The organism is Aeromonas aquatica, from assembly GCF_000764655.1.
GTDB classification, from domain to species: Bacteria; Pseudomonadota; Gammaproteobacteria; order Enterobacterales; family Aeromonadaceae; genus Aeromonas; species Aeromonas aquatica.
Window position 1 is genome coordinate 18,271 of record NZ_JRGL01000105.1, and the last position, 19,859, is coordinate 38,129.

A 19,859-nucleotide genomic window follows, 5' to 3' on the forward strand; every position below is an offset into this window, starting at 1 on the left:
AAGCCAAAGATGAAACGATTTGTTATTCCCGTATTGATGAGCCTGCTCTCAGGCTGCTCCCTGCTGTCGCATTCCGGCCTGACTGAGCCGTCGGATCAGGCTGTCGCCAAGCGGATGGAATTTGCCAATAAAGAGATGCAGGTGCGCCTGCAATACTCGGACTGGCTGCTGGCCAGCCACCCCCAGCAACGAGTGCAGGAGCGCCAACGTCTGCGCGGTGCCACCGATCTCGAGAGCCGGGTCAGCCTGGCCATGGTCAACACCCATCCGTCCGAGTCGGTGGCGAATCGCCGGGCCGGGCTGGATCGGCTCAAGTCCCTGCTGCCCGAACTCGGGCTGGATGCCCAGGCCTTCCTGCGCAGCTGGATCGCCCTCGGTGAAGAGCTGCTGGCTCGCGACAGCCGACGCGACGATCAGAGTCAGGAGGTGCAGCGGCTGCGTCGCCAAATCGAACAGCTCACCGCCATCGATGAGCAGTTGAATCAGCGTAAGCTCAATGAGGGGGCCAAACCATGAAGACCGGGATGGCTGCCAATGCCGCCTTGGGCGAGGAAGGAGTACAAGCATGAGTCGCATCCTGCTGGTCGATGATGATGCCAGCCTGCTCAAGCTGATGAGCATGCGCCTGCGCAGTCAGGGCTACGAAGTGGACACCGCCGACAGCGCCGAAGGGGCGCTGGACAGGTTGCGCCAGCAGCGAGCCGATCTGGTGCTCAGCGATCTGCGTATGGGGGGTATGGATGGGCTGGAGTTGTTCGAACGGATTCAGGCTCAGTGGCTCGGCATGCCGGTCATCATCATGACCGCCCACGGCACCATTCCGGATGCCATCCAGGCGACCCGTTCCGGGGTATTCAGCTTTCTCACCAAGCCCATCGACAAGGATGAGCTGCTGGTCACCATAGAACATGCCCTGAGCCTGACCCGTCCCAAACAACAGCAGGAGTGGCAGTCCCTCATCCTGACTCGTAATCCGCAGATGGAGCAGTTGCTGATCCAAGCGAGCAACATCGCCACCATGGAGGTGCCGGTCTTGATCCTGGGCCCCTCCGGCTCGGGGAAAGGGGTGATGAGCCAGGCGCTGCATCAGGCCAGCCACCGGCGGGACAAGCCGCTGCACACCATCAACTGCGCCGCCCTGCCCTGGCCCGTGCTGGACTTGCAGCTGTTTGGCGAGGATGGACAGTCCGGCCTGTTCGCCGAGGCCAAGGGGGCCACCCTCTTCCTGGACGAGATAGGCAATCTGTCGGAGTCGTTGCAGGCCAAGTTGCTGCAGGTGCTGGCGGAGTACGGTCAGGGCACCGCCGAGGTCAGGGTCATCAGCTCCAGCCATCAGGATCTGGTGACGGCCATGGAGGAGGGGCGTTTTCGGGAGGATCTCTTCTACCGTCTCAACGTGGCGAACATCACCCTGCCTCCCCTCAGCGCCCGCAGCGAGGACATACCGCTGCTCGCTCGCCAGGCCCTCGACGACTATCGCAGCCGCCATGACAACTGTGCCGCCCTCGGCTTCTCGCCGGAGGCGCTGGCCCTGCTGGCGGCAGCGGCCTGGCCCGGCAACGTACGCCAGCTCTGCGGGGTGGTGGAACAGCTCGCCAGCCTCTGCTGCAGCCCGGTGATCGGGGCCGCCATGGTGGAATCGGCACTGAGTGGCGGGGTGGGCGGCATTCCCTCGTTCAACGAGGCGCGCGCCGAGTTCGAGAAGGAATACCTGATCCGTCTGCTGCGCACCACCGAGGGTAACGTGACCCTGGCGGCGAACATGGCGGGACGCAACCGCACCGACTTCTACAAGTTATTGAATCGGCACGGTATAGAGGCGGCGAACTTCAAGCTGAAGAGCTGATCTTAAGGGCAAAAAGAAAACGCCCTGACCACGGCGGTGGTCAGGGCGTTTTGCTCATCGGCTGCCTGCGTTCAGGCTCAGGCGGGATCGGTGACACCCGTGGTGGCCTGGGTCTTGCGGGAGAGCCAGAGTCCGCTTGCCTTCATCAGGTAGCCAAACAGGGCGCCGATCACCAGGGAAGGCAGAATGAGGCGCCACTCTCCGGCTGCCCCGAAGGTGGCACAGCAACCGGCGAAGGTGCCGGGGATGTAGCCGAGCCACCGCTGCTTGGCCTGGGCGCACATCAGGGTCGCCACCACTCCCGTCATCAGATAGCCCGCCATGCCGGCGCCCCACCAGTTTTCCCCGTGGATCAGCACCAGTGCCCACAGCATGCCACTGGCATTGCACAGCAGGGTCTGCAGCAGCGCCTTGTAGCCGCCGCTCGAGGCGAAGTAGCTGGTGCAACCGAGGAAGCCGACCCAGGAGATGAGGCCGAGGGCGGCTGCCAGTCCGCCCCAGACGGCGGAGAGGATCCCGGTCGTGATGGCGATGGCGATCAATGGGCTCATGACATGACTCTCGTGGTTGAATTTGGAAAAGCAGGCAGCCTACCCTTCGGCGAAGGGGCGGCAAGCAGGGGCCGGATTGTGTGTGATCTTGGTCACTCTTTTCAACTCGGGAATACGCTTGCGCTCGCGAAAAAAATTCATTGGTGGCGTCCTGGACCCTGAACCATAGTTAGAGGCCCTGTCCTGCTCATGGAGTGAGTCTGATGGCGCCAAACGTGATAGTCCCCCTGCTGGTATTCATCCTGCTGTTCCTGGTCGGTACCATGGCCAAGGCGCTGCCTCTCTACCAGATGATGTAAGCCGTGAAATAAAACCTCACCGGGGCCGGTCTTATGAATGTTGCCTCACAGCCCCGGGAGTTTCTTCATGTTGATCAAGCGTTCTACCCCCCATCACCCCACCGAGCGGGATGTCACCCCGGAAGCCGTCTATCAGGATCGCCGCCTCATCCTCAAGGGGCTTGGCCTTGGGCTGGGTGCCAGCGCCGCCAGCCTGGCCTTCCCGGCCCAGGCCAGCCTGCTGGATCTCTTCTCCGATGAGAAAGCCGCCCCGGCCCCCGCCACCAAGGAGATCCACTACAAGGCCGCCGCCCGGCCGGAGGGAGTGACCCTCACCCCGCTGGAGAAGGCGACCACCCACAACAACTTCTATGAGCTCGGCACCGACAAGGGGGATCCGGCTCGCAATGCCCACTACCTCAAACCCGAGCCCTGGACGCTGAAGGTGGAGGGAGAGGTGACCAAGCCCTTCACCCTGGATGTGTGGGATCTCATCAACAAGACAGAGCTGGAGGAGCGGATCTACCGGCTGCGCTGCGTGGAGGCCTGGTCCATGGTGCTGCCCTGGAGCGGCATCGCCCTGGCCGACCTCATCCGTCGCGCCGAACCCACCAGTCGCGCCAAGTTCGTGGCGTTCGAGACGCTCTACGATCCCGAGCAGTTGCCGGGACAGGCCTCCAGCAATCTCGGGGGCGGCATCGATTATCCCTATGTGGAGGGGCTGCGCATGGACGAGGCGATGCACCCGCTCTCCTTCCTGGCGATGGGGCTCTACGGCAAGACGCTGCCGGCCCAGAACGGGGCACCCATCAGGCTGGTGGTGCCCTGGAAGTACGGCTTCAAGAGCATCAAGAGCATCGTCTCCATCCGGCTGGTGGAGGAGATGCCGCCGACGACCTGGAATCTGCTGGCACCGAACGAATATGGCTTCTACGCCAACGTCAATCCGCAGGTGGATCACCCGCGCTGGAGCCAGGCCAGCGAGCGCTTCATCGGCGAGGGCGGCATCTTCGGCGCCAAGCGCCAGCCCACCCTGCTGTTCAACGGCTACGGTGACGAGGTGGCGTCCCTCTATCAGGGCATGGATCTGCGCAAGTGGTATTGATACAGAGGCAAGAAAGGGGGGCTGAATTCATGGCACTGAGACTGACCAATCGCCATATCGGCATGCTGCGTGCGCTGGTACACCTGGGCTCCCTGGGTTTCCTGCTCTGGTTGGGCTATGCGGTGCCGGCCGGGCTGCTGGGGGGGGATCCGATACAGGGGCTGACCCACTACCTCGGCAAGGGGGCCCTGCACTTGCTGTTGCTAACCCTCTTGGTGTCGCCGCTCGCCAAGCGCTGGCGGCAGGGGCAGCTCATCAAGCTGCGTCGCCCCCTCGGGCTCTGGTGCGCGGCCTGGGCCGGCTTGCACTTCATGGTGTGGCTGGGGCTGGATCTGCAGTTCGACTGGCGACTGATCGGCGGCGAGCTGGTGAAGCGCAACTACATAGTGGTGGGGGCGGTGGCGCTGTTGTTGCTGACGGCGCTGAGTCTGACCTCGATCCCGGCCCTGCTGCGGGCCATGGGCCCGAGCTGGCAGAGGCTGCACAACTGGATCAACGCCGTGGCCCTGCTGGTGCCGATCCACTACTGGTGGTCGGTCAAGAGCGGCTGGCAGGAGCCGCTCATCTATCTGCTGCTGGCCTGTGCCCTATTGGTGCCGCGGCGCGACAAGTTGTTGCGACCCTGGCGACAGTGGCAGCAGAAACGCCAGCGCCTGAGAGAGGCCTGTCCCCCGCTCACCGGCGTGGATCGCACCTAACAAAAAAGAGGCCTAATCGGCCTCTTTTTGCTGGGTGATCTCGCCGGTGTAGGCATCGACGCTGAGTCGCACCTTCTGCTCCTTGGCATTCAGGGTGCTGACCTCGAATCTGTCGCCTTCCAGCTCGACTTCCCGAATGTCGTGGTACCCTTGTGCCAGCAGCATCTTGATCAGCCCCGGCATGTCGAGGCGCGTCTGTGCCGCCCAGCCAAAAGTGGAAAAGAGACAAAGGATCAGCAGGATACTGCGTGGGATCATATTCATTCCGGATTCATGGCTGGCACACTATAAACGGCATTATGTTAGGTTTTGAGAGATGAATCATCCATGAATAGAGCGCTGCCCCTGTGTGGACTGCTGCTGCCGTTGCTGGCGCAGGCGGCCCAGCCGAACGAGGCCTTGCTGCAGCAGGCTGTCAGCGAGGGGCGGATCAGACCTTTTCATGAGCTGATGGAGGTGGCTTCCCATCTGCCGGTGCGCGTGCTGCGTGTCGATCTGGGAGAGGAAGATGGCGTCTGGCTCTATGAGCTCAAACTCATCGACAGCGAGAACAGCGTGATCAAGGTTGGCTACCGCGCCGACAACCTGGAGATGGTGTGGCTAAAAGGGCATCATCTGGAGCGCTTATTCGAATCTCCCCCGCCACCGGAAGAAGAGTGAGCCCGAACGGTTCTCACGCCCGTCCGCCGGGCACTGACTCAGGATCTGTGTCGGCAGGTTGGCATTGAGCCAGGAAAGCCGATAAAAACAGCCCTCATTTTGGATAAAAACCATGCGCATTCTGATAGTTGAAGACGAGAAGACTCTGGCGGGCCAGTTGGCAGAACAACTGCGACTGTCCGGTTTCGTGACCGATCTCTGCCACGATGGCAACGAAGCCGGCTTCCTCGGCGAGACCGAACCCTATGACGCCATCATCCTGGATCTCGGCCTGCCGGGTCGGGATGGTCTGAGCGTGCTGAAGGAGTGGCGCAGCAAGGGCATAGACACTCCTGTGCTGGTGCTGACCGCCCGTGGTCAGCTGCACGAGAAGATAGAGGGGCTCAACGCCGGCGCCGACGACTATCTCACCAAGCCGTTCCAGGTCGCCGAGCTGGTGGCCCGGGTCCATGCCCTGGTGCGCCGCGCCGCGGGCAACGCCAGCTCGATCCTCGAGATCGGCGGGGTGCGGCTCGACATGGCGGCCTCCCAGGTCTGGTACGAAGGCACTCCCATCAAGCTCACCGCCCACGAGTTCCGGGTGTTGGGCTACCTGATGCAGCACAGGGGCAAGGTGGTGTCGCGCAGCGAGCTCATCGACCACATCTATGCCCAGGACTTCGACCGCGACTCCAATACGGTGGAGGTGTTCATCGGCCGGATCCGCAAGAAGACCCACGCCGATCTGATCGAGACGGTGCGCGGCCTCGGATATCGGATCAACGAATGAGTCTGACCTCGATGCCAACGCGGCAAGGGAGCGGCGAATGAGCCAGCCTGGGTTGATAACCGGACCGGGAGTCGATGAATGAGACTGGTACGTACCCTGCGCGGCCGGCTGGTGGTCATCGCGCTGGTCTGGTGTGGCCTGTTCCTGTTCGCCACCGGCTTCAGCCTGCAGACCATGATGCGCAACTACTGGCAGGAGGCGGAAGCCGATAGCCTGCGGTTGCAGCTCTACGATCTGCTCTCTCGTCTCGAGATCCAGCCCAACGGTCTGCCCTTGGCCACCGAGCCCATGGCGGATCCCCGCTACCTCCAGCCCTACTCCGGCTACTACTGGCAGCTGGAGCTGGGAGGGGAGGTGATCAGCCGCTCCCGCTCCCTGTGGGACGCCCATCTGAACACCCACGGCCTGAAGTCGGCCTTCGGTGACCCGGATCTGTTCGTCGGCAAGGGGCCCAACAAGGAGCCGCTGCTGATCATGACCCGCACCGTGCTGCTGCCGGGATCGGATCGGGTGTTCACCCTGGCGATGGCCAAGGACAGCACAGTCCTGACCCAGACCCTGAAGAAGACCCGCATCAGCCTGTTCCTGGGGCTGGGCTTTGCCGCCACCGGCCTGGTGCTGGGCTTCATGTTCCAGATCATCTATGGCCTGCGACCGCTCCATCTGCTGCGCCGTGAGCTCGGCCGGGTGCATCAGGGCCATCAGGAGGGATTCCGGCTGCGCTACCCGCTGGAGATCCAGCCCCTGGTGGAGGACATCAATCGCCTGCTGCACCACTACAGTGAGTTGCTGCAGCGGGCCCGCTCCCACACCGGCAACCTGGCCCATGCCCTCAAGACACCGCTCAGCATCATGCGCAATCAGGTGACCCAGTTGCCCCCCGAGGATCAGGCCGCCATCGGCGAGCAGCTCGACCAGATCCAGCGCCACATCGACTATCACCTCGGCAAGGCACGGGTGACCGGGGCTGCCAAGATCCTGGGGGTCTCGACCCCGGTGCGCGCGCGGGTGGAATACATCTGCCGTGCCTTTTCCCGCCTCTATCCGGGCAAGGAGGTGGACCTGCAGGTGCCGGCCAATCTGGCGGTCGGGGTGGAGGAGCAGGACTTCGACGAGATGGTGGGCAACCTGCTGGAGAACGCCTTCAAGTGGTCTCGCCTTCAAATTCGTATCTCCAGCGCCGAGCTGGGGGGCTGGATCACCCTGCGCATCGAGGATGATGGCCCCGGCATGAGCGAGGATCAGATCGCCAAAGCGGTGCTGCGCGGGGTGCGGCTCGACGAGAAGGTGCCGGGCTCGGGCCTGGGTCTCAACATAGTGTCAGACCTGGCGGAAGCCTACAGAGGCAGTCTCATCATGGGACGAGCAGAGCTGGGTGGTCTTGCCGCTTCTTTGTCGTTGCCCAAGGTGGCAAGGGTCGAGAGCTAGGCTTAAGATATGGTCCTTATTTCAAGTGGTAGGAAGGGTAGCAATGACTGACGATCCATGGGCACTGTGCCATCTCGATGATTCATTCGATGCCTCGGTGCTGGGCACCAAGGGCGCCCAGCTCCAGTGGTTCGAGGACAGGGCATCCTTGATCGAATTCTTGCTGGAAGACTTCGTCGAGCTGCTGGCCGACGCGGGCGAGCTGGATGAGGAGCAGACCGAGAGTGCGCGCGAGCGCTTCACCCTGCTGGTGGAGCAGAGCCAGGATGATCGCGGTCTGATGGATGCCATCAACGATCTCGCTTCCGGCCTGCGCCGCATCGCCTGGCTGGGGCCGCTCTCCGAGCTGGCGGAGATCAGCGACGACTTCGCGAGCGGGCTGCGTGCCTTCTTCTGGACCCAATACGATGGCGATGAGGACGATCCCGAAGCCTGGGTGCCAGAGGATCTCTGGCCACAACTGGTCGAGTGTGCGGAAGAATATATGGTAGAAGGCGATTTTTAATCGATTAGTGACATATATTTTTATAAAAACTAGCGAACTATATGGTGAAACGAAGGGCTGCTGAACGGCTCTCGGACCTCCACAACAGTGATAAATAAAAAAACGGCGCCTAGATGGCGCCGTTTTTGTTGGCCAGCGCTGTACTCAGGCGTTGGCGGGGACCCCGTGGGCGGTGTTGAGCAGCTCGGGACCGCTGTACTTCTCGATCTGCAACTGGGCCATGTGGCCGCAGTTGCCCTGGGCCAGGCTGGAGGAGCCCTCGTCGAAGGTCAGGCAGTTGACGTTGCCGTTCTTGCAGATGGCGCCGACCTCGCCCGGCTTGGCCGGATCGAACCAGGCCCCCTCGCAGATCCGCACCACCCCGGGGCGAATGTCCTTCGATATCATGGCCCCCACCAGGATCTGGCCGCGATCGTTGAAGGCGCGCACCAAGTCTCCTTCTGCGATACCGCGGGCCTTGGCGTCGTCCGGGTGGATCAGGATGGCCTCCCGATCGGCGACGGCGAACTTGTCCCGCAGCGGCGTGTTGTCCAGCTGGGAGTGCAGCCGCTGGGTCGGGTGCGAGGTGTTCAGGGACAGCGGATAGCGGCTGGCCTGTTCGCCCTGGGCCCACTCCTTGGGCTCATACCACTTGGGATGACCAACACAATCGGCATAGCTCATGCCGGCGATGGCATTGGAGAAGATCTCTATCTTGCCGGACGGGGTGCCGAGCGGGTTGAGCAGCGGGTTGTCGCGAAAATCGGCGTGACGGATCCACTGACGGTTCGCCTCCGGGATGGGGAAGCGGATGTAGTTGTTGGACTCCCAGAACATGTTGAACGGCGGTAGCGCCACCTTGGCACCGCGGGCCTGGGCGGCCATGCCGTCGTACATCTGCTTGAGCCACAGGGTCTCGTCCTTGCCCTCGGTATAGGCCTCCTGCAGGCCGAGCTTGGCGGCGACGGCGCTGAAGATGTCGAAGTCGTTGCGCGACTCGTGCTGGGGCGGCACGCACTGGTGCATGGGGAAGACGTAACGCTGGGAGTAGTCACCCCCCATCTCGAGATCGTTGCGCTCGTAGCTGGTGGTCACCGGCAGCACTATGTCGGCGTGCTTGGCGGTGGCGGTCCAGTAGGGCTCGTGCACTATCACCGTCTGCGGCTTGCGCCAGGCCTGCAGCAGGTTGTTGGTGTCCTGATGGTGGTGGAAGGGGTTGCCGCCTGCCACGTAGACCAGTTTGACATCCGGGTAGGTCAGCTTGCGGCCGTTGAAGTCGATGGTCTTGCCGGGGTTGGCCAGGCAGTCGGCGATGCGGGCCACCGGGATGGGCGCCGGACTGTTCTGCGGCGCCGTCCCGGCCGAGATGCCTGCCAATATGCCGCCCTTGGCGGTGGGGCTGCCGCCGGATGAGTAGTGATAACTGAAGCCATAGCCGCCCCCCGGCAGGCCGATCTGCCCCAGCATGGCGGCCAGGGTGACCAGCATCCAGTTCGGCTGCTCGCCGTGATGCTGACGCTGCATGCCCCAGCCCGCCATGATCATGGTGCGCTTGGAGGCCATGTCGAGGGCCAGCTGGCGGATCACCTTGGCCTCGACCCCACAGACGGTGGAAGCCCACTCGGCGCTCTTCGGCTGACCGTCGTCCTTGCCGAGCAGGTAGTCGAGGAACTTGTCGAAGCCGACGGTGTAGCGCTCGAGGAAGGCCTGATCGTGCTTCTTCTCGCTATAGAGGGTATGAGCCACCCCCAGCATCATGGCCACATCGGTGTAGGCGTTCGGGGCAATCCACTCGGCGTTGGCCAGCTTGGCGGTCTCGTTGTAGACGGGATCTATGCTGATGATGCGGGTGCCCTTCTCCTTCAACGCCTTGAAGCCTGCCTGGCCCTCGTGATCCGGCATGTTCCAGCTGTTCTTCAGGGTGACCTGGGCGTTGACCCCCCAGAGCACCACCAGTTCCGCATGTTCCACCACGTTTGGCCAGGCGGTCTGCTGCTCATACACCTCGATGGAGCCCATCACGTGGGACATGATCACCTGGGCCGCGCCTGTGGAGTAATCCCCGGCGTAGCCGGTGAAGCCGCCAGAGAGGTTCATCAACCGGTGCAGCAGGGTGCGGCTGTTGTGGAACATGCCCACACTCTTCCAGCCGTAGGAACCGGCATGGATGGCCTGGGGACCGAAGTCGCTCTGCACCCGCTTGATCTCGCCGGCGACCAGCGCTATGGCCTGATCCCAGCTCACCCGTACCCATTCGTCGGCACCGCGCAGCTCGGGGCTGGCACCCGGGCCATGCTCCAGCCAGCTCTTGCGCACCATGGGGTACTTGATGCGGTTCTTGGCATGGACCTGGAACGGCGCCATGTCGATGAGGTCGTTCGGTGCCGGATCGTCGGCCACCGGCTGCACCCGGATCATGCGACCATCGGCGACTATGGCCTCGAAGGCTCCCCAGTGTGCACCTGTGAGAATGCCTTTCTGGGCCGGCACCAGGGTAGGGAACTGTTCAAGCGCCGTGCTGATGGCTTGCGCCAGGGCGTGCTTGGGGAACAGACCGGCGAGCAGCGGCAGTGCGGCACAGGCCCCCAGCCCCTTGAGCAGGCTGCGGCGGGACAGATTGGTCTGTTGGTCATTGAAAAAAGTCATATGGGATTCCTCTGTTCCAGCCTTAGTGGGCCGCGCTCATGTCACTGGCGTGTTTTTGCACGTATTGGGTCAGCATGCGGGCCTGCTCCGGGGTGAGGGAGGTGCGTGATTCCATGCCCTTGATGACGCCGATCCACTGGTTGGCGTTGAAGTGATCCAGCGCGGTCAGGCCGTGGCAGCCGGTGCAGTTGTTGGACATCAGGGTGGAGGCGTATTGCCACAGCTTGCCCTGATCGCCGATGAGCTGGCGCTGATCCACCCAGGCGGTCAGCTTGACCTGATGCCAGGTGAGGTTGGTGGCGCTGTCGGTCTCGCTCTTGCCGGTGACCAGCGCCTGCTTGGCGGCGTCGCCGACCAGCACGCTCAGGATGCGCTTGCCGGGGGCGGCGTAGAACACCTCGCTCACCCCGTCCTGCTGCCAGCCTTCGATCAGTACCTGGGCGCGACCGTTGTCGTTGGCCAGGATCTCGACTTGGGTCGATGGCATCAGGGTGCCCTCGTCCGTGGTCGCCTTGGCATCGAGGAACAGCGGCGTGGTGGCGATGGCGTAGCGAGTGGTGACAGTCGCCGGGGTCTGGGCGGCGGCGGCCGCCAGTTCACTGGCGGCGGCGGCGGCCAGGCCACTCATGTCCGGCATGATGTGGGCGACTCCGCGGTGACAGTCGATGCAGGTCTGGCCCTCCTTGATGGCCACCGGGTGCTCGGCGCGGGCGTTGGGACGCTGGGCCAGGATGTCCATGGCGGCGTAGCTGTGGCAGCTGCGGCAGGTGGCGGAGTCATTGGCCTTGAGCTGATCCCAGACCGTCTGGGCCATGCGCAGCTTGTGCGCCTCGTACTTTTCAGGCGTGTCGAGCGTGCCGAGTGCCTCGTGGTAGATATCTTTCACGGCGCGGATCTTGGTCCACAGATAGGAGCCGGGGTCATTGGGGATGTGGCAGTCGGCGCACTCGGCCCGGATCCCCTTCACGTTCTGGAAGTGCACGCTGCCCTGATATTCGGCCAGCGGTGTCTGCATGGAGTGGCAGGAGACACAGAACTCGGTGGAGCTGGTCTTGTGCAGCACGGTGACGGTGACTCCCAGCGCCGCGACGCCCAGCAGGGCCCCGAGCAGCAGGAGCCAGAACCAGGTCTTTCTCAACATTTTTCCAAGCATGGCGGCAGTTCCCTACGATCAAATATTACCAATATAGTAGTAGTCTTGGCGGATGAGGGGTTGACCTCGGTTATGGTTTTTATTCTTTAAATTGGATTTTTTTCGTTTTAAATTCCATTTAAGTTTTAATGTATGAATTTAAATCAAATTCTAGTTGTTAACCTTGTTAGTTTAGCCTTATTTGACACCCTTTAAATCATCAAATCCGCACGAGTCATGCTGGAAACGGCTCTGACTCGATGTTTTGCTCCCCGGTATGACCACCGGGCTCTGAATGGACAGGTGTTGGGCTTTGCGAAAGGCTCGATATATACTGTTTGCATATACAGTGATCAGGTTTGTCAGTCATGCGACTCTTTATTGCCGAGAAGCCCAGCCTGGGCCGCGCCATCGCCGATGCCCTGCCCAAGCCCCACAAGAAGGGGGAGGGCTTTATCGAGACCGCAGGGGGGGATGTGGTGACCTGGTGCATCGGCCACCTGCTGGAGCAGGCCGAGCCCGATGCCTATGACGCCGCCTACAAGCAGTGGCGCATGGAACAGCTCCCCATCATTCCCGGCCAGTGGCAGCTGGTGGCCAAGCCCAAGACCAGGGCCCAGCTCACCGTCATCAAGCGGCTGATCAAGCAGGCCGACTGCGTGGTGAATGCCGGCGACCCGGACAGGGAGGGGCAGTTGCTGGTGGACGAGGTGATCGACTTTCTCGGCTATCCCAAGACCAAGCCGGTGCAGCGCTGCCTCATCAGCGATCTCAACCCGCCAGCGGTGCGCCGGGCCCTCGACAAGCTGCGGGACAACAAGGAGTTCGTGCCGCTGGCGGTCTCGGCCCTGGCCCGCAGCCGTGCCGACTGGCTCTATGGCATCAACATGACCCGGGCCTACACCCTGCTCGGGCGCAAGGGGGGCTGTAGCGAGCTGCTGTCGGTCGGCCGGGTGCAGACCCCGCTGCTGGGGCTGGTGGTGCGGCGGGATCTGGAGATAGACGCCTTCGTGCCCAAGCCCTTCTTCGAGGTGCTGGCCCATGTGGTGACGCCGGGCAACGAGCGGTTCGGCGCCAAGTGGCTGCCGTCCGAGGCCTGCGCTCCCTGGCAGGATGAGGAGGGGCGGGTGCTCAACCGGGCCTTGGCCGCCAAGGTGGTGGAGCGGATCAAAGGCCAGCCTGCCCAGGTGGAGGAGGTCGAGGAGCAGGCCCGCAAGCAGACGGCACCGCTGCCCTACAACCTCTCCAGCCTGCAGATCGATGCCGCCAGGCGCTTTGGCATGGATGCCAAGCGGGTGCTGGATGTCTGCCAGGCACTCTACGAGCGCCACAAGCTCATCACCTACCCCAGATCCGACAGCCGCCACCTGCCCAGCGATCACTTCAATCGGGCACCCCAGGTGCGGGATGCCATCGCCACCACGGCCCCGGCCCTGGCCAAGGCGGTGAGCGAGGCAGATGGCAAGCTGCGCAGCAAGGCGTGGAATGATGGCAAGGTGGATGCCCATCACGCCATCATCCCCACCGAGAAACATGGCAACCTGGCCAGCCTCTCCGCCGACGAGGGCAAGCTCTATGGCCTGATCGCCCGCCAGTATCTGCTGCAGTTCTACCCGCCGTTCGAGTACAACGACAGCAAAGTGCTGCTGCGCATCGCCGGGGGCCTGTTCCAGGCCAAGGCCAGGCGCATCCTCAAGGCCGGCTGGAAGGCGCTGCTGGGGGTGGAAGAGGACGATGAAGAGGAGGCGGGGAGCCTGCCCGCCCTGCGCCAGGGCGAGCAGTTGCAGTGTGAACGGGGCGAGTTGCTGGAGAAGATGACCCAGGCCCCCAAGTCGTTCACCGACGCCACCCTGCTTGCCGCCATGACCGGCATCGCCCGCCATGTGCAGGATCCCGAGATCCGCAAGACCCTGCGCGAGACCGATGGCCTAGGCACCGAAGCGACCCGGGCCGGCATCATAGACCTGCTGTTCAAGCGGCGCTTCCTGGTGCGCCAGGGCAAGAGCATCAAGGCCACCCCCACCGGGCGGGCCCTGATCCTGGCGCTGCCCGCCAGCGCTACCACCCCGGATATGACGGCGCTGTGGGAGCAGCTCCTCGGCCAGATCGCCGAGCGTCACGCCAGCTACCAGCAGTTCATGGGACCGCTCACCGAACAGCTGCATGGGTTGATTGAGGGGGCCAGGCAGGATTCCGGCGCCAGCTTCAGCGCTTTGCCCAAGGCACCAGAAGGAGCCGCCAAGCGGCATTTCACCCGCCGTAGCAGTGGAAAGAGTGGGGGCAAGAGTACAAGCAAGCGCCCGACCCGAACCAAGGCGGCCTGAGGCTTTTCGAGGCCTATGTCTGCAATATAAAAGAGGGGCTTTCGCCCCTTTTTTATATTGAAATTATGCAATGAAGCAGTGAGTTAACCTGTGTAGACCCCCTCTTCCGGGTAGCGAATGCGGGTCTCGCTCGGCCTTGCCAGCATCAACGCCAGGGTGAGGGGACCGAGACGGCCGCAGATCATCACCAGCACCAGGATGAACTTGCCAGGGGAGCTCAATCCGGGCGTGATGCCGGTGGTGAGCCCCACGGTGGCGAAGGCCGAGATGGTCTCGAACATGATCTTGTCCAGCGAAACGGATTCCGTCAGGGTCAGCAGGAACATGGCGAGCATCAGTACCATGGTGCTGACGATGATGATGGCCAGGGAGCGGGTCACTATCTGGGGTGACAGGGTCCGGCCGAAGGCGGTGACATGGGGTCGCTTGGTCAGGAAGGCCCGGGTTGCCAGCAACACCACGGCGAAGGTGGTCACCTTGATGCCGCCCCCCGTCGAGGTTGCCCCAGCCCCGATAAACATCAGCATCATCATGAACAGCAGGGAGGCGGGCACCATCTGGCCTATGTCGACGGTGTTGAAGCCCGCGGTGCGCGCCGTGGCGGACTGGAAGAAAGCCGCCAGCCATTGGCCGCCCATGCCTGCCTTGCCGAAGGTACCCGGATTGTTGTGCTCCAGCAGCCAAAACATCAGGGTGCCCAGCAGCAGCAGGGCCGGCGTCATCAGCAGCATCAGCTTGCTGTGCAGCTTCAGCTTGCGCCAGCGACGGTTGCGTACCAGATCGACGATGACGGTGAAGCCGATCCCGCCGAGGATGAGCAGGGCCGGTATGGTCAGGCTGATGATGGGATCGTCTCTGTAGTCGATGAGGTTGTTGGCAAACAGCGAGAAGCCGGCGTTGTTGAAGGCCGACACCGCGTGGAAGAAGCTGACGTAGAGGCCGTGGTGCCAGCCCATCTCCGGTACCCAGCGGATGGCCATGATGGCGGTGCCGATGAGCTGGGCGATGAGCGCGAACAGCACTATGCGTTTGACCAGCTGGATGATGTTGACCGAGCCCTCTTGCCCCAGCGCCTCCTTGGCCAGCACCTGTTGGCGCAGGCCGACCCGCTTGCTGAACATGGCGATGAGCAGCAGGGTCATGGTCATCTGGCCGAGACCGCCAATCTCCATCAGCATCAGCAGGATGATCTGCCCCTGCAGGGTGAAGGCGGTGCCGGTATCCACCACCCCGAGACCGGTCACGCTGATGGCGGAGGTGGCGGTAAAGAGGGCGTTGATGAAGGTGACCTCGCCGTTGTGGCTGGAGGGCTGCACCAGAAACAGGGTGCCGATCAGCAAAATGATGAGAAAACTGCCCAGGATCAGCCTGGCCTCGCTCCAGCGGGAGCGGCTCTCCCGCGGCAAGGCGAAGGCGTAGTTGCTGCGCCAGTGGATCATAGGGTGTCGAGCCAATGATCGATGGCGTGCTTGTTGCCGGCCAGGATCAGGATGTCACCGAGCTGCAGTTCCATCTTGCCGGTCAGGACGTTGTGCAGCACCTGGCCGCGCTTGATGGCCAGCAGCTGGAAGTCGTTCTGCTGCAAGAGGTGCAGATCGCCGAGGGTGCGGCTGTTTTGCTGCAGGCCGATGACGAACTCGGTCAGCACCATGTCGTGACCCAACTCCAGGTAGTCGAACAACCGGTTGTCCAGCATGCTCTGGGCGACCCGGCGCCCCATGTCCCACTCCGGGTTGATCACCTTGTCGGCGCCCACCTTCTGCAGGATCTTGGCGTGGAACTTGTCACGGGCTTTGACCCACACCTTCTTAACCCCCGCCTCCTTCAGCACCAGCGTGGTGAGTATGCTGGTCTCCAGGTTGTCGCCGATGGCCACGAAGACGATGTCGAAATTCGCGAGGCCAAGCTCGGCGACCGTGGCCTCATCGGTGGCATCGGCGACGATGACGTGATTGCACAGGGTCGCGATCTGGCGGGTCTTGCTCTCGTCGATATCGATGGCCAGCACCTCGGCATTCTGCAACTGCAGCTCTTCACACAGTGCGCTGCCGAACAGGCCGAGGCCGATGACGGCGAATTGATTGTTCATTCATGCTTCCTCAACGGGCTGAAGGGCTTACTTTACTCCAGCGGTTTGAGTCCGAACAGTACCCGGGTTTTTCGTCCCGGGGGATCTGGGGTAAACTGCCTCCCTTGATCTTGTCGGGACACGCAGATGAAACTCACCCCCCACGCCCCCCTGGTGGCCCTCAATACCTTGGGTCTCGAGGCGCATTGCCTCTGGCTGGCCGAAGTGACCCAGTTGGATGATCTCAGGCAACTGCTGGCCAACCCCGAGTTGACGGCATTGCCGCGCCTGGTACTGGGCGGTGGGAGCAATATCCTGTTCTGCAATGACTTCGCCGGTCTGGTCGTGCTCAATCGGATGAAAGGCATAGCGCTGCAGGATGATGGCAGCCACTGGTTGCTGCACGTGGCGGCGGGGGAGGAGTGGCATCAGCTGGTGTGCCATGCCCTGCAACAGGGCTGGCATGGGCTGGAGAACCTGGCGCTGATCCCGGGCACCGTCGGGGCCGCCCCGGTACAGAACATCGGCGCCTACGGGGTCGAGCTGGCCCGCTTCTGTGCCTACGTGGAGGCGTTCAACTGGCAGAGCGGCGAGGTGGAGCGCATAGCGGCGGCCGACTGTCAGTTCGGCTACCGTGACAGTATCTTCAAGCACGATTATCAGGACACCCACTTCATCACCGCCGTCGGCTTGCGTCTGCCCAAGACCTGGCAGCCGGTGGCGGGTTATGGCCCGCTGGCGGCCCTCGGCGAACATCCCGGTGCCCAGGCCATCTTCGACACCGTCTGCGAGACCCGCATGGCCAAGCTGCCGGATCCCGCTGTGCTCGGCAACGCCGGCAGCTTCTTCAAGAATCCCCTGGTGCCCCTGGCGCTGGCGGAGGAACTCAAGGCGCACTATCCACAGATGCCGCTTTATCCGGCCGGGGAGGAGCAGGCCAAGCTGGCGGCGGGCTGGCTCATCGATCAATGCGGCCTCAAGGGGTTTGCCATCGGCCGCGCCGCCGTGCATCAGGAGCAGGCGCTGGTGCTGGTCAACCTCGGCGGGGCGAGCGCCATGGAGCTGATCGCCCTGGCCGCCCACGTGCGTGACAGCGTGGAGCAGAAGTTCGGGGTCGTGCTGGAACACGAGGTGCGTTTCATGGGGCTCACCGGTGAGACCTGGCTCGACGAGGTGCTGGCATGACACTCACTCCCATCAGGCAGACTCTGATCGGCTTGCTCAGCGACGGCCAGTTCCACTCCGGTGAGCAGCTCGGTGAGCAGCTTGGCATCAGCCGCGCCGCGGTGAGCAAACACATGGCGGCCCTCAAGGATCTGGGGTTGGACTTGTTCAGCCTGACCGGCAAGGGCTACCGGCTGGCGGTGCCCATGGCGCTGTATGACGAAGCGCAGTTGCAGGCCCTGGCACCCATGGCGCCGGTGCACTGCTTCTCGGTGATCGATTCCACCAATCAGCATCTGTTGGAGCGGGTCAATCAGCTGCGCTCCGGCGAGAGCTGTCTTGCCGAGTGCCAGACCGCAGGGCGGGGTCGGCGCGGCAAGCCCTGGGTCTCCCCCTTTGGCTGCCAGCTGATCCTGAGCATGTACTGGCGACTCGAGCAGGGCATGGCGGCGGCCATGGGGCTGAGTCTGGCGGTCGGCGTGGCCGTAGTGGAGGCGCTGGAATCCCTGGGTTATCCGGGTGTCGAGCTGAAGTGGCCGAACGATCTCTACTATCAGGGCCGCAAGCTGGCGGGCATCCTGGTGGAGATGAGTGGCAGCGCTGGCGCCAGCTGTCACCTGGTGATCGGCATTGGCCTCAATCTGGCGATGCCGGAGCGGCAGGGGGAAAAGATCGATCAGGCCTGGTCAGAGCTGCGCCACGTCAAGCCCGAACTGGTGGAGCGCAATCAGCTGGCGGCCTGCGTGCTCTTGCACCTGCAGCAAGCCATGGTCACTTTCGAGCAGAGTGGCCTGGCCAGCTTCGTCGATAGCTGGAACCGGCTCGATTATTTCGCCGGCCAGCCGGTGAAGCTGTTGATGGGGGAGCAGGTCATCCGAGGCATTGCCCGTGGTATCGACGATCGTGGCGCGCTGCGGCTGGAGACGGACGAGGGGATCAAATACTACCTGGGGGGCGAGATCTCCCTGCGCCGCGGGGACTGAGCCAGAGGCGAGGCATCAACCTGCGACCACAATAACAAAGGGGGCCCGAAGGCCCCCCTTTGTTTGTCCGCCGTTGGCGCCTGCCATCATTTTCGCAGCTTGATCTGCTCGATGGCGTGCTCCTGTCCCTTGGTCAGGATCAGGTTGGCCCGCTCCCGGGTCGGCAAGATGTTCTCTTGCAGATTCAGATAGTTGATATCTTGCCAGATGTTGTTGGCGATCTCGGTCGCCTCCGTCTCCGCCAGCTTGGCGTAGTGGTGGAAGTAGGAGTCCGGATCCGAGAAGGCGCCGCTGCGGAACTTGAGGAAGCGCTCCACATACCAGCTGCGCAGCAGTTCGGCATCGGCATCCACATAGATGGAGAAGTCGACGAAGTCTGACACGAAGACTCTATGGGGCTCCTGCGGGTAGTCCATGCCGCTTTGCAGCACGTTGAGCCCCTCCAGGATCAGGATGTCCGGCTGCTCCACCACCTTCTTCTCATCGGGCAGTATGTCGTAGATGAGGTGGGAATAGACGGGCGCCTCGACCCGCTCGTGGCCGGCGCGGATCTTGGTGACAAACTCCACCAGATGGCGGATGTCGTAGGATTCCGGGAAGCCCTTGCGGCGCATCAGGCCGCGCGCCTCCAGCTCCTTGTTCGGATAGAGAAAGCCATCTGTGGTGACCAGCTCCACCCGCGGGTGCTCGGGCCAGCGCTCCAGCAGCGCCTGCATGATGCGGGCTGTGGTGCTCTTGCCCCCCGCCACGCTGCCGGCGATGCTGATGATGTAGGTGCCCTTGCCACGGGACTGGCCGAGAAATTGTTCCAGCACCCGGCTGCGGCGCTGCTTGGCCTTGACGTAGAGATTGAGCAGACGGGAGAGGGGCAGATAGATCTCTTCTACCTCCCGCAATGACACCTTCTCGTTGATCCCGCGCAGGGTATGCAGGTCGGTTTCGGTCAGGGTCAGGGGGACCGCATCGCGCAATAACGCCCATTGTTCGCGGGTGAATTGCAAATAGGGGTTATGCTCTGTCGTCATGATGTCATCACTGTTTCTTGGGCAGGGCGACCATACACCAAGGGATCGGGAGCGACAAGGGACGCATCCGGTTCGGACGGGGAAGGAGCACTTTTTTGCATGGATCCCGGCAATAATGCACATTTTGCAGAGTGCAATGGTTGCATCCCCAAAATCCTTCCCATAAAATGCGCGACGCTTAGATGTCTGTCGCCTATTTGCCCAGCAAAAGCGATAAAACAACGGGTGCAAGCAGAATTACCGTTGTGGCATTTGTGCACTGGAGGGGTTCCCGAGCGGCCAAAGGGATCAGACTGTAAATCTGACGGCTCTGCCTTCGAAGGTTCGAATCCTTCTCCCTCCACCATATTTCTCGCGGTTTGAGTTCTTTGGGTGAGAGAAATGCGGGCATCGTATAATGGCTATTACCTCAGCCTTCCAAGCTGATGATGCGGGTTCGATTCCCGCTGCCCGCTCCAAGATGCTGATATGGCTCAGGTAATACTGAGAGCCACACCCTAGGGTGAGTTCGGCAATCGAACCTGCCTGTCAGCCTCCATCCTCTCTACTCCCCCTGATTCAAATCCATCATATAAACTGTTCTGTGGTTAGCTTGCCACCGCGTACTCAGCGTTAGTTTAGAGGGACGATCATGTCTAAAGAAAAATTTGAGCGTAATAAACCGCACGTTAACGTGGGTACCATCGGCCACGTTGACC

At 62.5% G+C, this 19,859-nt stretch carries 18 protein-coding genes and 2 tRNA genes; 13 read left to right on the plus strand and 7 right to left on the minus strand.

What is annotated here, in order from left to right; all coding sequences use genetic code 11:
• The first annotated feature begins 9 nt into the window (after positions 1-9).
• Together LG30_RS0113610 and LG30_RS0113615 are read left to right on the plus strand one after the other, a co-directional pair.
• Positions 10-516, plus strand: coding sequence for a hypothetical protein (locus LG30_RS0113610; protein ID WP_033131247.1), 507 nt, complete (start codon positions 10-12; stop codon positions 514-516).
• A 49-nt stretch (positions 517-565) separates the two neighbouring features.
• Positions 566-1,846, plus strand: coding sequence for a sigma 54-interacting transcriptional regulator (locus LG30_RS0113615; protein WP_033131248.1), 1,281 nt, complete (start codon positions 566-568; stop codon positions 1,844-1,846).
• 77 nt (positions 1,847-1,923) lie between these two features.
• Here the strand turns inward: LG30_RS0113615 and LG30_RS0113620 are convergent, their stop codons facing one another.
• Entirely contained in the window at positions 1,924-2,397 is a 474-nt protein-coding gene (locus LG30_RS0113620) for a DUF1097 domain-containing protein (protein WP_033131249.1), read from the minus strand.
• Between the two features lie 366 nt (positions 2,398-2,763).
• On the opposite strand from LG30_RS0113620, the gene msrP reads away from it, so the two are divergent.
• Together msrP and LG30_RS0113630 are read left to right on the plus strand one after the other, a co-directional pair.
• A complete protein-coding gene (msrP, locus tag LG30_RS0113625; RefSeq protein ID WP_033131250.1) occupies positions 2,764-3,780 on the plus strand; it encodes a protein-methionine-sulfoxide reductase catalytic subunit MsrP in 1,017 nt (338 codons plus the stop codon).
• A 29-nt stretch (positions 3,781-3,809) separates the two neighbouring features.
• Positions 3,810-4,478, plus strand: a complete 669-nt coding sequence (locus LG30_RS0113630) for a protein-methionine-sulfoxide reductase heme-binding subunit MsrQ (protein WP_033131251.1) — start codon at positions 3,810-3,812, stop codon at positions 4,476-4,478.
• A gap of 12 nt (positions 4,479-4,490) precedes the next feature.
• Here LG30_RS0113630 and LG30_RS0113635 read toward each other — a convergent pair whose 3' ends face one another.
• Complete coding sequence (locus LG30_RS0113635; RefSeq protein WP_033131252.1) at positions 4,491-4,742, minus strand: PepSY domain-containing protein; 252 nt, start codon at positions 4,740-4,742, stop codon at positions 4,491-4,493.
• A gap of 63 nt (positions 4,743-4,805) precedes the next feature.
• Between LG30_RS0113635 and LG30_RS0113640 the strand changes: the two genes are divergently transcribed.
• The 4 genes from LG30_RS0113640 to LG30_RS0113655 all read left to right on the plus strand — a co-directional run bounded on the left by LG30_RS0113640 (position 4,806) and on the right by LG30_RS0113655 (position 7,840).
• Complete coding sequence (locus LG30_RS0113640) at positions 4,806-5,138, plus strand: PepSY domain-containing protein (protein ID WP_033131253.1); 333 nt, start codon at positions 4,806-4,808, stop codon at positions 5,136-5,138.
• 112 nt (positions 5,139-5,250) lie between these two features.
• Positions 5,251-5,907, plus strand: coding sequence for an AHA_4052 family stress response regulator transcription factor (locus tag LG30_RS0113645; protein WP_005306366.1), 657 nt, complete (start codon positions 5,251-5,253; stop codon positions 5,905-5,907).
• Positions 5,908-5,985: 78 nt separating this feature from the next.
• The gene (locus tag LG30_RS0113650) at positions 5,986-7,335 is read left to right on the plus strand and encodes a sensor histidine kinase (protein ID WP_033131254.1); all 1,350 of its coding nucleotides are present in this window, start codon (positions 5,986-5,988) and stop codon (positions 7,333-7,335) included.
• 43 nt (positions 7,336-7,378) lie between these two features.
• Positions 7,379-7,840, plus strand: coding sequence for a hypothetical protein (locus LG30_RS0113655; RefSeq protein WP_033131255.1), 462 nt, complete (start codon positions 7,379-7,381; stop codon positions 7,838-7,840).
• Between the two features lie 144 nt (positions 7,841-7,984).
• Here LG30_RS0113655 and torA read toward each other — a convergent pair whose 3' ends face one another.
• Positions 7,985-10,465, minus strand: coding sequence for a trimethylamine-N-oxide reductase TorA (gene torA / locus LG30_RS0113660; protein ID WP_033131256.1), 2,481 nt, complete (start codon positions 10,463-10,465; stop codon positions 7,985-7,987).
• 22 nt (positions 10,466-10,487) lie between these two features.
• Complete coding sequence (locus tag LG30_RS0113665; protein ID WP_033131257.1) at positions 10,488-11,618, minus strand: NapC/NirT family cytochrome c; 1,131 nt, start codon at positions 11,616-11,618, stop codon at positions 10,488-10,490.
• Between the two features lie 347 nt (positions 11,619-11,965).
• On the opposite strand from LG30_RS0113665, the gene LG30_RS0113670 reads away from it, so the two are divergent.
• Positions 11,966-13,921, plus strand: a complete 1,956-nt coding sequence (locus tag LG30_RS0113670; RefSeq protein ID WP_033131258.1) for a DNA topoisomerase III — start codon at positions 11,966-11,968, stop codon at positions 13,919-13,921.
• Between the two features lie 83 nt (positions 13,922-14,004).
• On the opposite strand, the gene LG30_RS0113675 is transcribed toward LG30_RS0113670, so the two are convergent.
• Positions 14,005-15,360, minus strand: a complete 1,356-nt coding sequence (locus LG30_RS0113675; protein ID WP_033131259.1) for a TrkH family potassium uptake protein — start codon at positions 15,358-15,360, stop codon at positions 14,005-14,007.
• Positions 15,357-16,010: a potassium channel family protein gene (locus LG30_RS0113680; RefSeq protein WP_033131260.1), complete on the minus strand. Its 654-nt coding sequence runs from the start codon at positions 16,008-16,010 to the stop codon at positions 15,357-15,359. Before LG30_RS0113680 ends, LG30_RS0113675 begins: the two co-directional genes overlap by 4 nt.
• 126 nt (positions 16,011-16,136) lie before the next feature.
• Here LG30_RS0113680 and murB point away from each other — a divergent pair, with 126 nt between their 5' ends.
• Positions 16,137-17,174 carry a UDP-N-acetylmuramate dehydrogenase gene (gene murB, locus LG30_RS0113685; RefSeq protein ID WP_033131261.1) on the plus strand — a complete coding sequence of 346 codons (1,038 nt, stop codon included), beginning with the start codon at positions 16,137-16,139 and terminating at the stop codon, positions 17,172-17,174.
• Positions 17,171-18,136 carry a bifunctional biotin--[acetyl-CoA-carboxylase] ligase/biotin operon repressor BirA gene (birA, locus tag LG30_RS0113690; RefSeq protein WP_033131262.1) on the plus strand — a complete coding sequence of 322 codons (966 nt, stop codon included), beginning with the start codon at positions 17,171-17,173 and terminating at the stop codon, positions 18,134-18,136. Before murB ends, birA begins: the two co-directional genes overlap by 4 nt.
• Positions 18,137-18,222: 86 nt before the next feature.
• Here the strand turns inward: birA and coaA are convergent, their stop codons facing one another.
• Positions 18,223-19,161, minus strand: a complete 939-nt coding sequence (gene coaA, locus LG30_RS0113695; protein WP_033131263.1) for a type I pantothenate kinase — start codon at positions 19,159-19,161, stop codon at positions 18,223-18,225.
• A 261-nt stretch (positions 19,162-19,422) separates the two neighbouring features.
• On the opposite strand from coaA, the gene LG30_RS0113700 reads away from it, so the two are divergent.
• Together LG30_RS0113700 and LG30_RS0113705 are read left to right on the plus strand one after the other, a co-directional pair.
• Positions 19,423-19,507 (plus strand) — tRNA-Tyr (locus tag LG30_RS0113700).
• Between the two features lie 37 nt (positions 19,508-19,544).
• Positions 19,545-19,619 (plus strand) — tRNA-Gly (locus tag LG30_RS0113705).
• The last annotated feature ends 240 nt before the right edge of the window (positions 19,620-19,859 follow it).